Annotated in this window: 12 protein-coding genes, 1 tRNA gene, 1 other RNA gene and 1 other annotated feature; of the genes, 5 read left to right on the top strand and 9 right to left on the bottom strand. The window is 40.5% G+C overall.

What is annotated here, in order from left to right:
• Nucleotides 1–7 precede the first annotated feature (7 nt).
• The 3 genes from dnaX to tadA all read right to left on the bottom strand — a co-directional run bounded on the left by dnaX (nucleotide 8) and on the right by tadA (nucleotide 2,867).
• Complete coding sequence (gene dnaX / locus NSS78_RS00140) at nucleotides 8–1,720, bottom strand: DNA polymerase III subunit gamma/tau (RefSeq protein WP_212046730.1); 1,713 nt, start codon at nucleotides 1,718–1,720, stop codon at nucleotides 8–10.
• 329 nt (nucleotides 1,721–2,049) lie between these two features.
• An RNA gene (gene ffs, locus NSS78_RS00135) (signal recognition particle sRNA large type) lies at nucleotides 2,050–2,314 on the bottom strand.
• A gap of 76 nt (nucleotides 2,315–2,390) precedes the next feature.
• Nucleotides 2,391–2,867 (bottom strand): tRNA adenosine(34) deaminase TadA, encoded by a 477-nt coding sequence (tadA, locus tag NSS78_RS00130; RefSeq protein WP_003218102.1) that lies wholly within the window; start codon nucleotides 2,865–2,867, stop codon nucleotides 2,391–2,393.
• 79 nt (nucleotides 2,868–2,946) lie between these two features.
• Here tadA and NSS78_RS00125 point away from each other — a divergent pair, with 79 nt between their 5' ends.
• The 4 genes from NSS78_RS00125 (at nucleotide 2,947) to NSS78_RS00110 (ending at nucleotide 6,207) form a co-directional block, all read left to right on the top strand.
• Nucleotides 2,947–3,501 carry an isochorismatase family cysteine hydrolase gene (locus tag NSS78_RS00125; RefSeq protein ID WP_003218117.1) on the top strand — a complete coding sequence of 185 codons (555 nt, stop codon included), beginning with the start codon at nucleotides 2,947–2,949 and terminating at the stop codon, nucleotides 3,499–3,501.
• A 45-nt stretch (nucleotides 3,502–3,546) separates the two neighbouring features.
• Nucleotides 3,547–4,848 (top strand): glycoside hydrolase family 18 protein, encoded by a 1,302-nt coding sequence (locus NSS78_RS00120; RefSeq protein ID WP_003218116.1) that lies wholly within the window; start codon nucleotides 3,547–3,549, stop codon nucleotides 4,846–4,848.
• 79 nt (nucleotides 4,849–4,927) lie between these two features.
• Nucleotides 4,928–5,551, top strand: a complete 624-nt coding sequence (locus tag NSS78_RS00115; protein WP_003218080.1) for a deoxynucleoside kinase — start codon at nucleotides 4,928–4,930, stop codon at nucleotides 5,549–5,551.
• Nucleotides 5,548–6,207 carry a deoxynucleoside kinase gene (locus tag NSS78_RS00110; RefSeq protein WP_012009062.1) on the top strand — a complete coding sequence of 220 codons (660 nt, stop codon included), beginning with the start codon at nucleotides 5,548–5,550 and terminating at the stop codon, nucleotides 6,205–6,207. The genes NSS78_RS00115 and NSS78_RS00110 overlap by 4 nt, the downstream gene beginning before the upstream one ends.
• Nucleotides 6,208–6,295: 88 nt before the next feature.
• On the opposite strand, the gene NSS78_RS00105 is transcribed toward NSS78_RS00110, so the two are convergent.
• The 5 genes from NSS78_RS00105 to pdxS all read right to left on the bottom strand — a co-directional run bounded on the left by NSS78_RS00105 (nucleotide 6,296) and on the right by pdxS (nucleotide 10,540).
• A tRNA-Ser gene (locus tag NSS78_RS00105) sits at nucleotides 6,296–6,388 on the bottom strand.
• Nucleotides 6,389–6,517: 129 nt separating this feature from the next.
• Complete coding sequence (locus tag NSS78_RS00100; protein WP_003218096.1) at nucleotides 6,518–7,348, bottom strand: methyl-accepting chemotaxis protein; 831 nt, start codon at nucleotides 7,346–7,348, stop codon at nucleotides 6,518–6,520.
• A 102-nt stretch (nucleotides 7,349–7,450) separates the two neighbouring features.
• Nucleotides 7,451–8,725 (bottom strand): serine--tRNA ligase, encoded by a 1,275-nt coding sequence (gene serS, locus NSS78_RS00095; RefSeq protein ID WP_065097774.1) that lies wholly within the window; start codon nucleotides 8,723–8,725, stop codon nucleotides 7,451–7,453.
• 49 nt (nucleotides 8,726–8,774) lie between these two features.
• Nucleotides 8,775–8,991: a binding site (T-box leader), on the bottom strand.
• 53 nt (nucleotides 8,992–9,044) lie between these two features.
• A complete protein-coding gene (gene pdxT / locus NSS78_RS00090; RefSeq protein WP_212046731.1) occupies nucleotides 9,045–9,635 on the bottom strand; it encodes a pyridoxal 5'-phosphate synthase glutaminase subunit PdxT in 591 nt (196 codons plus the stop codon).
• A gap of 20 nt (nucleotides 9,636–9,655) precedes the next feature.
• Nucleotides 9,656–10,540: a pyridoxal 5'-phosphate synthase lyase subunit PdxS gene (gene pdxS, locus NSS78_RS00085; protein WP_212046732.1), complete on the bottom strand. Its 885-nt coding sequence runs from the start codon at nucleotides 10,538–10,540 to the stop codon at nucleotides 9,656–9,658.
• A gap of 245 nt (nucleotides 10,541–10,785) precedes the next feature.
• Between pdxS and NSS78_RS00080 the strand changes: the two genes are divergently transcribed.
• Nucleotides 10,786–12,264, top strand: a complete 1,479-nt coding sequence (locus NSS78_RS00080; protein ID WP_212046733.1) for a PLP-dependent aminotransferase family protein — start codon at nucleotides 10,786–10,788, stop codon at nucleotides 12,262–12,264.
• Between the two features lie 40 nt (nucleotides 12,265–12,304).
• Here NSS78_RS00080 and NSS78_RS00075 read toward each other — a convergent pair whose 3' ends face one another.
• Nucleotides 12,305–13,630 carry a D-alanyl-D-alanine carboxypeptidase family protein gene (locus NSS78_RS00075; protein ID WP_212046734.1) on the bottom strand — a complete coding sequence of 442 codons (1,326 nt, stop codon included), beginning with the start codon at nucleotides 13,628–13,630 and terminating at the stop codon, nucleotides 12,305–12,307.
• Nucleotides 13,631–13,751: the final 121 nt, after the last annotated feature.

The following is a 13,751-nucleotide window of genomic DNA, read 5'->3' as shown; positions in this document are numbered from 1 at the left end:
ATTTTTATTAATCTTTAATTTCTATTAAATCGGTTCCTACTAACTTCTTTGCTTCTGCAATCAATGGATCCTCTTCAGCAGAAGTCCCCTGACCATCTGCCTGTTCATCCGGCTGATGATCTCTTAAAAATTCTTCTCTTATTTTACCCCATTGAGCGTCAGGAACGCCAACTAATTCCACTCTTTTCCCTAACATAGACTCTAATAGCTGCTCAAGGTTGGTTCGAACACCACTTTTATCTTCAGCAACCATTTTACAGTGTATTTCAAACTTGAATTTTAAAACAAAGGCATGAGTAGCAGCAGCAACTGGTTCACTATCCGTTAATAGTGCAGCGTGAGACACCTTATTCTGCTGTTTCAAGTGGGCAAGGAGTTCTCCCCACTTACCTTTAATTTTTTCTAGCTCTGGACGTTTTGCCTCTTTTAGAATTTCGTGAATTCGACCGACAGGTGCACGGTATCCATTTTTGTTACTCGTTTGTGGTCGAGGTGCTTCCTTTTTTTCTTGAGGATGATGAGAATGAGACATTGGCACACCCTCAGCTCTTATCCTAGATAGCTCCTGTTCCAACCTGTCTATTTTATCCGTTAGCGTCGTTAAATCAGCGTTAGCATGAGCTTGTGATATTCCAGCCGTTGACTGACATAGCTTGACAACAGCTACCTCAAAGAAAATCCTTGGATGATTCGTCCATTTCATTTCTTGGTGACTTTTATTCAGCACTTCAATTGTTTCATATAGAAATTGAGGTGTCACACGATCCGAAAGCGTCACGAAATTTTCATCGACCTTTACCTTTTCAAGGACCCCTTCCAGATCTGGTGCTGTTTTATAAAGCAGCATATCTCTAAAGTAAAAAATCATGTCCTCTATTAATTTAGCAGCATCTTTCCCCTGCTGAAGTAATTCATTTAAGGTATCTAACGCCACGGCAATATTTTGATCAAAAATTGCTTCGGCTAGCTGACTAATGAATTGCTGAGAAACAGCTCCTGTAATGAGCAGCGCATCATCAATTGTCAGTTGCTTACCACTAAATGAAATTGCTTGATCTAAGAGGCTTAGTGCATCACGCATACCACCATCAGCTGCACTAGCGATAATCTCGAGCGAGCCCTCTTGGACATTTAGGCTTTCTGCATCTACAATTTTCTGCATTCTTCCAACAATATCTTTTGTCGTGATCCGTTTAAAATCAAATCTCTGACAACGAGATATGATGGTAAGAGGAATCTTATGAGGCTCTGTGGTAGCCAAAATAAAGATACAATGAGCGGGCGGCTCCTCTAACGTTTTAAGGAGGGCATTAAACGCCCCGATAGAGAGCATATGTACTTCATCTATAATATAAACCTTATATGTAACCGCCGAAGGAGCAAATTTCACTTTATCACGTATATCACGGATTTCATCTACTCCGTTGTTTGAGGCAGCATCTATTTCGATCACATCTGAAATCGAGCCGTTTGTAATCCCTTTACAGGCATCACATTCATTACAAGGTTCACTCACAGGTGACTTTTCACAGTTCACTGCCTTCGCAAAGATTTTAGCAGCGCTTGTTTTACCTGTTCCTCTAGGACCTGAAAATAAGTAAGCATGAGAAAACTTCTTCTGCAAAAGGGCATTTTGCAACGTTTTTGTGATGTGTTCTTGTCCAACAACATCCTCAAAAACTTGAGGTCTGAACACTCGATACAAAGCTTGATAACTCACAAATACGCCCTCCTCCATTTATCATCTTTTTTATTATACATGATGCACCGATCAATTCAAAAGCACACCTTTATTTTCTAATAAACGAAAATGATGATTTCAACTATAGTTTTTCTACTTTCTATGAACCAAAAACCTGTTTTCTAGATTTTCGAATTGATCTGCCACACCACGAGGAACACTAGTTCCCGCTGCGATTAATAAAAAACAAAAAAACTCTAAAAAGATTTTTTGGCTATTTGTATAAACAAAGCAGCTGAACTATTCTTTAAACAGCAACAAAAAACTCACCTAGATTAACTAGATGAGTTACATTTAATATTGATTTACCGTGCACCTTCTGTCGATTCGCTACCCCAAGCGTTACTTAAACAGTTAGCTCGGCCCAGGCAACCCTGCGGCACATGAGAGGTTTCACTTAATGCTGCTTCCTTCCGGACCTGACATGGTTCATGAATTCCCATTGCGCAGGACCCAGACGTCAACACCACTTATTTAAGGCAGACCTTGAAGTAAACGAACCTTGAGAAGGGATTCGGCCTCGCTAGAGCGGATTGCGAGTACAGGGCACCGCTACCTCCCCGCTTAGCACGGCAAAATGAATATTAAATTGTTAGTGACGCAGACATAAGTATACCTTCTTATAGCCGAAATTGCAAACGACATCCATTCATTTACTTTTGGCTTGTTTCTTTCGCTGACGGAGATTTCGGAAGAACTGACTTAACAGCTCACCACACTCATTTTCAAGTACACCACCAATGACTTCAGACTGATGATTGAACCGTTCATCATCCAGTAAATTCATTAAAGTACCTGCACATCCACCTTTTGGATCGTATGCACCAAAAACGACCTTTTTCACTCTAGAAAGGACAATCGCTCCCGCACACATAGGACATGGTTCAAGCGTCACATAAAGTACAGCATCCTCTAAACGCCAGCTTCCAGTCGTTTTACACGCTTCATCAATGGCAAGTAATTCTGCATGTGCAATTGAACGTTGCTCTGTTTCCCTTAAATTATGAGCTCGGCTCACAATTTGGTCATCAACAACGATGATGGCACCGATTGGTACTTCTCCTATTTGTTCTGCTTTTAAGGCTTCAGAAATAGCTTCTTGCATAAACTGTTCATCTCTCGTCATAGCTCGGCTCTCTTTTCATGTTTTTTAAAAGGATATTGAGGTTAACATATTAGCACAATCTTTTAAAGGGGGTCTTACTTTGTCAAAGCACCAAAAGGCACTGCTTATTATCGACATGATTAATAATTTTGATTTTGAAATGGGACATGTGCTCGCTGATAAAACAGAGCAAATGACCAATAAGATTTTAGCTCTTAAAGATCATGCTTTCAAGGAAAATTGGCCGATCATCTATATCAACGACCACTATGGTCTCTGGAAGGCTGATATTCAAGCTGTGATGGAAACATGCAAAAATGAAAGAAGCGCCCCTATTTTAGAGAAAATGGCACCATCTAAAGATGATTACTTCTTAATTAAACCGAAGCATTCTGCCTTCTATGGAACTGCATTAGAGACACTCTTAAATGAATTAGGTGTACAAGACATCATTTTGACCGGAATTGCAGGAAACATTTGCGTTCTGTTCACTGCAAATGACGCATACATGCGAGAATACAACTTAATTGTACCTGAAGATTGTATCGCATCAAATGACGACAGAGACAACGAGTATGCTTTAACGATGATGGAGAACGTTCTACTAGCAAAAATCACCACTGCTAAAGAGATCACGAATGAAAATCAAACATGATTTATCCATAACCCTCATAAATTGTTAGCAATAACAAAGGGGGCGTTGACTATTCAAATTTATGTTGTCAAAAGAGGAGATACTTTAAACGAAATTGCCATGCGTTTTAAAACAACAGTCAATGAAATCATCCGTACCAACGATATTGAAACACCAAATCAACTCGTCATTGGACAAACAATTGTCATTCCAATTAGAGGTCAATTTTATGAGGTCAAACAGAATGACACACTTTATCAAATTGGAAGACGATTTCGAATTTCAGTGGAAGAGTTGGCACGTGTGAATAGAATACGGCCTGAAGCGATACTTCCTATTCGCTTCTTGCTCTATATTCCTCAAAGACCGAAAAGGAACATTAACTCGAATGCTTACATTGAACCACGGGGAAATCAAGTCAGTGAAAACTTAAAACAAGCAGCTAGAGAGGCCTCTCCATATTTAACGCATTTAGGCGCCTTTAGTTTTCAAGCGCAAAGAGATGGAACACTGAAAGAACCACCGATAGATCAGCTACCTCAAATAGCCGCTCAGAGCAGAACCGTTTTATCCATGGTGGTGACTAACCTAGAGAATGATAAATTCAGTGATGAACTTGGGCAAATTCTTTTGAATAACCAATCTGTCAAAGCCACATTTTTAAATGAAATCGTTCGTGTTGCAAAAAAGTATCAATTAAAAGAAATCCATTTTGATTTTGAATATTTACGTCCCGCTGATAAAGATGCCTACATTCAATTTTTAAGAGAGGCAACAACCCGCTTCCATCAAGAAGGATGGACAATATCTGTTGCACTTGCCCCTAAAACAAGTAGTCAGCAAAAGGGAAAATGGTATGAAGCTCATGACTATGAAGCCATTGGGAAGATCGTCGATCATGTTGTATTAATGACCTACGAATGGGGATACAGCGGCGGCCCTGCGCAAGCAGTCTCTCCCATTGGACCTGTCCGCCAAGTCATTGAATATGCACTGACCGTTATTCCAGCAAATAAAATTGTTATGGGCCAGAACTTATACGGCTATGATTGGACGCTTCCTTACGTTCAAGGCGGCCCTATTGCTAAAGCTGTCAGTCCCCAACAAGCGATTGCAATTGCTAGAAATAATAATGCCTCCATTCTATATGACGAAACAGCACAAGCACCTTATTTTCGTTATACAGATGCCAATAATAAAGAGCATGAGGTATGGTTCGAAGACGCTAGATCAATTCAAGCAAAGTTCAACCTCATCAAAGAGTTAAACTTGAACGGAATTGCTTATTGGAAATTAGGTCTATCCTTCCCTCAAAATTGGCTCTTATTATCAGATCAATTCAATATTGAAAAAAGAACGACATCGTAATCCGTTCGCTCTATCTCTCGGCAGGGGTATGGTACAATATACATTGGTTTGACAACTTTATAGATAGAGGAGAACGCCTATGTATCCTGCCCCTTTTATTGCAGTGGAAGGCCCAATTGGAGCCGGAAAAACAACTTTGGCTACAATGCTTGCGAAGGAATTTCAATTTCCTTTAGTAAAAGAGATTGTAGAAGAAAATCCATTCTTAGATAAATTTTATGAAGATATGGAACAATGGAGCTTTCAGCTTGAGATGTTCTTTTTATGCAATCGGTTCAAACAATTAGAATCTATTCAAGAAAACTATGTGAATCAACAGCAGCCGATTGTCACTGATTATCATGTCTATAAAAATATGATATTTGCAGAAAGAACATTATCAAAAAAGCACATGGACAAATATAGAAAGATCTATCACCTGCTAACAGATGATCTTCCTAAACCAAATGCCATCATCTATATAAAAGCCAGCCTTCCTACCTTACTTGAAAGAATACAGATGAGAGGACGCTCTTTTGAAGAAGACATTGAACCGGCTTATTTAAAAACACTCATTGAAGATTATGAGCTGGCCATTGAACATTTAAAACAGACTGACCCAGGGCTTCCTATCATTACAATTGAAGGAGATCATACAGACTTCGTTTCCTCACAGCAAGATTACCAGCAAATTGTACAGAACATAAAGGAGCAAGTGCTATGAACAATATCGAAATACCAAAGGATGCAGTGATCACAATCGCCGGGACTGTTGGTGTCGGAAAATCAACTATGACTAAAACAATAGCGGACAAGCTAGGCTTTCAAACCTCTCTTGAAAAAGTAGATGATAACCCATATTTAGAGCCCTTTTATTCAGATTTCCAAAGATGGAGCTTCCATTTACAGGTCTATTTCCTAGCTGAGCGTTTTAAGGAGCAAAAGCGGATTTTTGAATCTGGTGGAGGGTATGTGCAAGATCGTTCAATTTATGAGGACACTGGCATTTTCGCAAAAATGCATGCGGACAAAGGTACGATGTCTGAAGTAGATTATGAAACGTATACAAGTCTATTCGAGGCGATGGTGATGACACCTTACTTCCCTCACCCTGATGTTCTCATCTATTTGCACGGGGATTTAAATCACATTTTACATCGTATTGAGGAACGCGGCAGAGAGATGGAAACTCAAACGGATCGAGCCTATTGGGAAGAAATGTATACTCGATACACGGAATGGATTGAACAATTCGATTTATGCCCAGTGATTAAAATTAACATTGAAGATTACGACTTACTTCATGATGAAAGCTCACTTGATCCCATTCTTCATGAAATAGCTTCTGTTATTCAAAAAAATCGCTCTAAAACAAAATAAAAAAACCGCTGCATTTCGCAAATGCAGCGGTTTGACAATTCCAATTTTTATGCTTGCGTTTCAATTCAACTAAGGTAAAAAATCAATATGGCGGAGGAAGAGGGATTCGAACCCCCGCGGGCTTTGACACCCCTGTCGGTTTTCAAGACCGATCCCTTCAGCCGGACTTGGGTATTCCTCCGTATCGACAAGAATTAATATACCATATCGTTTTATTTCAAGTCAACATCTTTTCGAAAAAAATTTCAATAAGTTATTTTGGTATGAGAATCTGCCCATAAAAAAGCAGCCATCGACGGCTGCTCTTGATCTATTTTGTATCCTGTCTAATCTCTTCAATAAAATGATTCATCTCTTCTTTAAACTCATTTAATGATTCAATAATTTTCGTAAAGTCTGTCACTTGTTTTGCTTGTTCATTTGTTGAACTGCTGATTTGTGAGATGTTTTCAGACAAAGTGCCAATGCTGTCTTGGATCTCTTTTAAGAAGGTATTAATGGTTTCAGCCGCTTCCTTTGAGCCATCTGATAATTTACGAACTTCATCAGCTACGACAGCAAACCCTTTTCCATTCTCTCCTGCTCTTGCTGCTTCAATTGCAGCATTTAGGCCTAGCAAGTTTGTTTGTCTAGCAATCCCGCCAATGGTTTTGACGACTTCTTCAATATTTGCAGATTTCTCTTCCGCTCTTCCTGCCTGTTCGCTTATTTCTAAACTTGTGGCAGCCAGCTCTTGTGAATGCGCAGCAATTTGCTCAATTCCACTTTGAAGTTCTTTCGCTACATCATTGATATGCTCCATGTAACCACTTAATTTCTTTTCACGATGATGTGAAAATGCCACTAAAAAAGAGCCAATTACTTTTCTATTTTCATCAAAAATCGGGTAACCTTTTACTGCAATTTCATAACCATATAAAGACTCTGGTAAATGACCGTCATATTCTTGTCCTCTTAATGTCGTCGCCACGTTTTGGTCTTCTGGGTTCAATGGGTCCCCAACCTTCATGCCAAAATCTATTGTTTTAGACGGATAGTAACAAAGCACCTTCTCTGTATCAGTGATGCCGAAAAGGATACTTTCATCTAGAACTTTTCTAATTAATTGAGCCATTTCAACATAATAGTCAAGCCTATTCAAGGTTATTCCTTCTTTCCTAGAAGCTTTTAGTATTTCTATCGGCTAAATTTAGGAAAACTGTAGGACTTTTGGGAAAAAGAAATAAGATGCCATAACGGCATCTTATTTCATGACTTCTTTATTTCCCATATAAGGACGCAGTACTTCAGGAATAATCACAGTGCCGTCCTCTTGTTGATAGTTTTCTAAAATGGCCGCCACTGTTCTTCCTACTGCTAAACCAGATCCATTTAATGTGTGCACATGCTCTGGCTTGGCTTTAGGCTCTGGACGGAATCGAATGTTTGCACGTCTTGCTTGGAATGCTTCAAAGTTACTGCAAGAAGAAATTTCACGATACGTATCTTGGCTCGGAATCCATACTTCGATGTCGTATTTCTTCGCAGCCGTGAATCCTAAATCTCCCGTACACATGCTCATGACACGGTATGGCAGGTTTAATAGCTGTAGGACTTTTTCTGCTTGATTTGTTAGTTTCTCTAATTCTTCATAAGAATCTTCAGGTCTTACAAATTTCACAAGCTCTACCTTATTAAATTGATGCTGACGGATGAGTCCTCGTGTATCTCTGCCGGCAGATCCAGCCTCTGATCTAAAGCAAGCACTGAACGCTGCATAATTGATTGGCAGCTGTTCCCCTTCAATTATTTCATCACGGTGCATGTTAGTAATAGGTACTTCAGCTGTTGGAATGAGGAAATAATCTTCTTCACGGATTTTAAAAGCATCCTCTTCGAATTTTGGAAGCTGCCCAGTTCCTGTCATGCTCGCTCTATTGACCATGTAAGGTGGAAGCACTTCAGTAAAACCAAACTCATCTACGTGCAAATCGAGCATAAAGTTATATAGTGCGCGCTCTAAGCGTGCGCCAAGCCCTTTATAAAAAACGAAACGGCTTCCTGTGACTTTTCCTGCGCGTTCAAAATCGAGAATGTTTAGTTCATCCGCTACGTCCCAATGTGGCTTTGGCTCAAATGAGAATGCCGGCTGTTCGCCCCATTTTCTCACTTCCACGTTGTCATCTTCTGTTTCCCCAACTGGTACAGTGTCATGAGGGATATTCGGAATAGAGAATAGGATGTGCTGCAAGCTTTCTTCTACTGTCCGTAGCTCATCATCCAGCTTCTTAATCTCATCTCCTACCTCACGCATTTCTTGAATAATGTGATCGGCGTCTTTCTTTTCTCTTTTTAGAACAGCCACTTGCTGTGATACTTCATTTCTTCGGCTCTTTAATTCTTCTGTTTTTCCGATTAGTTCTCTTCTTTTTTGATCCAGCTCACCAAACTTATCAAAATCCGCTAAATCTTCGCCTCGGTGTGCTAATTTTTCTTTGATTTGATCAAAGTCCGTGCGCAGTTGTTTAATATCCAGCATGTATAACACTCCTTTTTTTATCGAAAAATAAAAAGAGCCCTCATCCCATGAAAGGGACGAGAGCTCTCGCGTTGCCACCCTGATTGAAAACATGCAGAAGCATGCTTTCCTCTTTCCTCTGTAACGGTATCACCGTAAATGCTTACTTCACGTGTTTCAGCATTTCGCTCAAGGATGGATTCAGACTGCATCTTTCACCGATTCGCACCAACCATCGGCTCTCTGAGAAAGAGGGGCTTCTTACTATTTCCCGTCAACGCTTTTTCGATCTTTGATTGTGATTTTAATGTACTATAAGTTTTATCTCTTTTCAACCGTTTTATACAGCGAGCTTCGTTTTATAGGACTTCACCATTTCAACAAACAGCTGTGTTAACCGGTGGTCGTCTGTCAGCTCTGGATGAAAAGAACAGCCTAAGATATTGTTTTCCTTCGCCATCACAATCCTGCCATCATATTCAGCCATGATATCTACGCTCTCATCTGCGCTGATGATATGAGGCGCACGGATGAACACTCCTGTAAACGGCGCATCCAGTCCTTTTACTTCTAAATCTGCTTCAAAGCTGTCTACCTGTCTGCCAAATGAATTCCGTGCAACAGATACATTTAACAGTCCAAGATGAGTATCGTCTCGATCTTCTATATACTTTGCCAGCATAATCAAACCGGCACATGTTCCGAAAATCGGTTTCCCTTCTGCAGCGAACGCTTTGATCGGTTCAATGAATTGGTACGTATCCATGAGTCTTCTCATCGTCGTGCTTTCTCCACCAGGGATAATAAGACCGTCCACAGATGCTAGCTCTTCTGCTCGTTTGATGATCTTCCCTTCTGCAGCGCAAGCTTCAATCGATTGAATATGCTCTCTCACGGCTCCTTGAAGCCCTAGTACACCAATTGTTAGCATGTTCGTTTGCGCTCCCTTAATTACCAGCCACGCTCTTGCATACGCTCTTCTGGCAGTAGATTTGAGATTTCAATTCCTTTCATGGCTGTTCCAAGCTCTTTTGAAAGCTCTGCAATGAGACGGTAATCTGTGAAGTGAGTCGTTGCTTCAACAATTGCTTTTGCAAATTTCGCTGGATTGTCTGATTTAAAAATACCCGATCCAACAAATACACCGTCTGCTCCAAGCTGCATCATTAACGCAGCATCTGCTGGTGTCGCAACGCCTCCCGCTGCAAAGTTAACAACTGGGAGCTTGCAGTCTTTTTTGATTTGAAGCAATAATTCATACGGTGCTCCTAGGTTTTTCGCTTCTGTCATCAGTTCATCTTCATTCATTGATGCTACCTTACGAATCTGAGCATTGACCTTTCTCATATGACGGACAGCTTCTACAATGTTGCCTGTTCCAGGCTCCCCTTTTGTACGAAGCATAGAGGCGCCTTCTGCGATACGACGGGTTGCTTCACCTAAATCACGGCAACCACAGACAAAAGGTACTGTGTATTCATTTTTATTTAAATGGAATTCCTCATCTGCGGGCGTCAGCACTTCACTCTCATCGATATAATCAACACCAAGTGCTTCAAGAACACGAGCCTCGACGATATGGCCGATACGTGCTTTTGCCATGACTGGAATCGTTACTGCATTTTGTACTTCTTCTACGATTCTTGGGTCTGCCATACGGGCAACACCGCCGGCTGCACGGATATCAGCTGGTACTCGTTCTAGTGCCATAACTGCCACCGCACCTGCTTCTTCTGCGATCTTCGCCTGTTCAGCATTGACGACATCCATAATGACGCCACCCTTTTGCATTTCTGCCATTCCACGTTTCACTCGTTCAGTTCCCTTATTGCTCACAATAGTTTCCTCCCATTTGTCAATTCGATTGATTTACCCCTTTATCATACAAGCGAGACAGTATAACAATAAAGAGAATAGTATAACAATTCAATCAGCCGAAAAAATAGCTTAAACCCTTGTATATAAACGATTACCTGCTAAAAATATGTCATTCCTTCTTTGAAGTGTCATTTACATGCTATAATGCAACTATAACAATTCAAATTCATGTATAACAATTTTGCACTCAATGGAGGTTTCTCATGCATATTGATATCCATCGACATTCTGATACATCGCTTTCAAATCAGATTTACTTTTCAATCATTGATCATATCCAATCGGGTTTACTTCAACAGGGAGATAAGCTGCCAACTGTACGTGATTTGGCAAAGCAGTTGAATGTGAGTCTTGTCACGGCAGCAAAGGCATACACTCGGCTGAAGGACGACGGATATTTAACGACTGTGCAAGGAAAAGGAACGTTTGTGGATGAGCTTCAAAAGCAGTCAGAGATTCCGATTCCGTCATCTACCTCTTTTGATTGGCAGTTATCCATTCCGGATTATTTACCACGATCTCAATTTGCTCAGTATCACTATGTCGAAGAAGCGATCAACCTTTCTTCCTCTATGATCGATCCAGGGCTTTTGCCGAACCGTTATTTAGAAAAAGAAATGCAGCATGTCCTGGCCAGACATCCTCAAATCATGTCAAAGTATGGGGAAATTCAAGGGGATCTTCAGCTGCGGCAGGTCATTCAGTCTTTTTTAGAAAAGCTGGATGTGCCTTCAACTCCTGAGAATATCCTAGTAACTAGTGGTTCTCAGCAAGGGCTTGATCTGGTCGCACGTGCGTTTATCGGTCCTGATGATGTAGTTGTCATGGAAGCACCGACCTATCCAGGCGCCATTGATGTCTTTATGGGGAGAGGGGCAAGAATTATTACAGTCCCGGTTGATCATGAAGGAATGAACATGAAGCAGCTTCAAAGCATTTGTGATAAATATAAACCAAAGCTCATCTACACGATTCCTACTTTTCACAGTCCGACAGGCGCCAGTATGTCAATGAAACGCAGAAAACAACTTCTCTTACTGGCTCAAAGTATTGATTGTCTGATTGTAGAGGATGATCCTTATCGTGAGCTATATTTCGAAAAGAAGCCGCCTGCACCTATCAAAAGTCTGGATCATGATGGACACGTCATTTATTTACGAGGTTTAAGTAAAACACTTGCTCCAGGATGCAGAATTGGGATTATCACTGCTTCAGGCTCGATATTTAATCGTTTATTAGCTGCAAAGGCCAATAATGATTTAGGCAGCCCTCTTCTCACACAAAAAGCCATTCTGCCATTTCTGACTTCAAAGAAAATGATTGATCATACGAAAAAGCTGAGAACCGCCTTGAAGGTGAGACGTGATTTAATGATAGATGTGTTAACGAAGCACGCACCAAAAGATGTGACGTGGCAAATTCCTCAGGGTGGGCTCAATTTGTGGCTTAGCTTTCCTTCCTGGGTTGATACACGTGCACTGCTGCATGAGGCACGTAAACAGCAAATCACCTTTCTGCCTGGCTCTGTGTGCTATCCTGGAGAGCCGAAACAAAACTATATCCGCCTCAGCTTTTCTTATGTGAATGAAAAGGCACTGACCGAGGGAGTGGAAAAGTTATGTGGTATTTTTCAGCAAGCCTTGTCCACTCCTCAAAATCACAAACAATCGCTTTTCTTTTAACGATAAAAAACTGCTCTCATGCATAGAGAGCAGTTTTTTATTAGAACCAACCTTTTACTGTGTCAACGATTCCGCCCCAAATGCCAGCGAAGAATCCACCTACACCACGCATTGCAAGGATGAACCAGTTTGCTTTTTCATCGCCTGTTTTGGTTATAAGCTCAACACCTGATTGATCTTTATTCAAATAGCCGTAGTCCTTCTCATCACCAGAATAAGAAGTCGTCAGCATGCCTACCTTCGTTCCTTTTTTAATAGGAGCTTCGAGTTTTGTTTTCTCGATATTTACTTTTGCTTTAAAGCTCTTTTCGTCGCCATTTTTTACCGGCACAGAGAAAGCTTCTTTCGTAACGACAGGTACTTCTTTGTCTTTGCCTTTGTCGACTTCGATGTTTTCATGTCCTTTGATCTGTTGACCTTTTTTGTACATTTCTTTCATCGTGAAATTTTTAAACGCATAATCGAACAGTTTTTTCGCCACGTCAAAACGTGCTGTATGAAGATTACCTTTTGCATTCAAGATCACTGCGATGACACGCATGTCACCTTGCTTAGCGGTACCTGTGAAGCTAGAACCAGCTGAATCTGTAGAACCTGTTTTCAGACCGTCTACACCTTTGTATTCCTTCACAAGTCCTTTAAGCATGAAGTTCCAGTTAGGCATGTCCATTTCATCGTCTGTGCCTTCTCTGAACTTTGTTTTCGCAATACTTGATGTTTCAAGAATTTCTGAGTGGTCTTTGATGAGATGCTGTGCAAGCAATGCCATATCTTTCGCAGATACTTCACTTTCTTCATCAGGACCTGTACCTTTTGGCTGTTTGCCATGTAAGTCTTTATTTTCTAGTCCAGTTGCATTCACGAATTTGTAGTTTGTTAAACCTAATTCTTTCGCTTTTGCATTCATTTTTTCAACGAACTTCGATTCTGATCCAGCAATCACTTCTGCTAAGCCAATTGCTGCTGCATTTGCCGAATAAATAGCCGTTGCTTGATAAAGTTCTTTCACTGTATACGAGCCATCTTTTCTCAAAGGAACGTTTGATAAACTGCGGTCCTGAGAAATTTCGTATACATAATCATCTGGCGTATACGTTTGATCCCATTTCACTTTGCCTTCAGCAATCGCTTCTAGTAAAAGATACTCTGTCATCATCTTTGCCATACTTGCAATAGGTAGTCTTTGTTCTGCGTTTTTACTATAAAGGATCTTACCTGTAGAAGCTTCAATTAGGATCGCTGCTTTCGCATTCACATTGAATGGAGCTTCAGCTGCTTTTGCTTTGGACATTGGTGTAAATGCTGTCACAATCAATGCCAGTGCAAGGATAGAGACCATAAGCTGTTTCAATATCTTGCTGTTCAATCGTCATACCTCCGTTATCATCTTTTTTCGACATATTTCATATATATTTAATCCACAAGGGCTTATTTCAACACAACAGTATAAATTTTATCACAATAAAGACAAAAAAAATAGACAGAGT

It is taken from the genome of Bacillus sp. FSL W8-0920, from assembly GCF_038593215.1.
In the GTDB taxonomy this organism is placed as follows: domain Bacteria; phylum Bacillota; class Bacilli; order Bacillales; family Bacillaceae; genus Bacillus; species Bacillus pumilus.
This window is presented reverse-complemented; position numbering and strand designations above follow the sequence as displayed.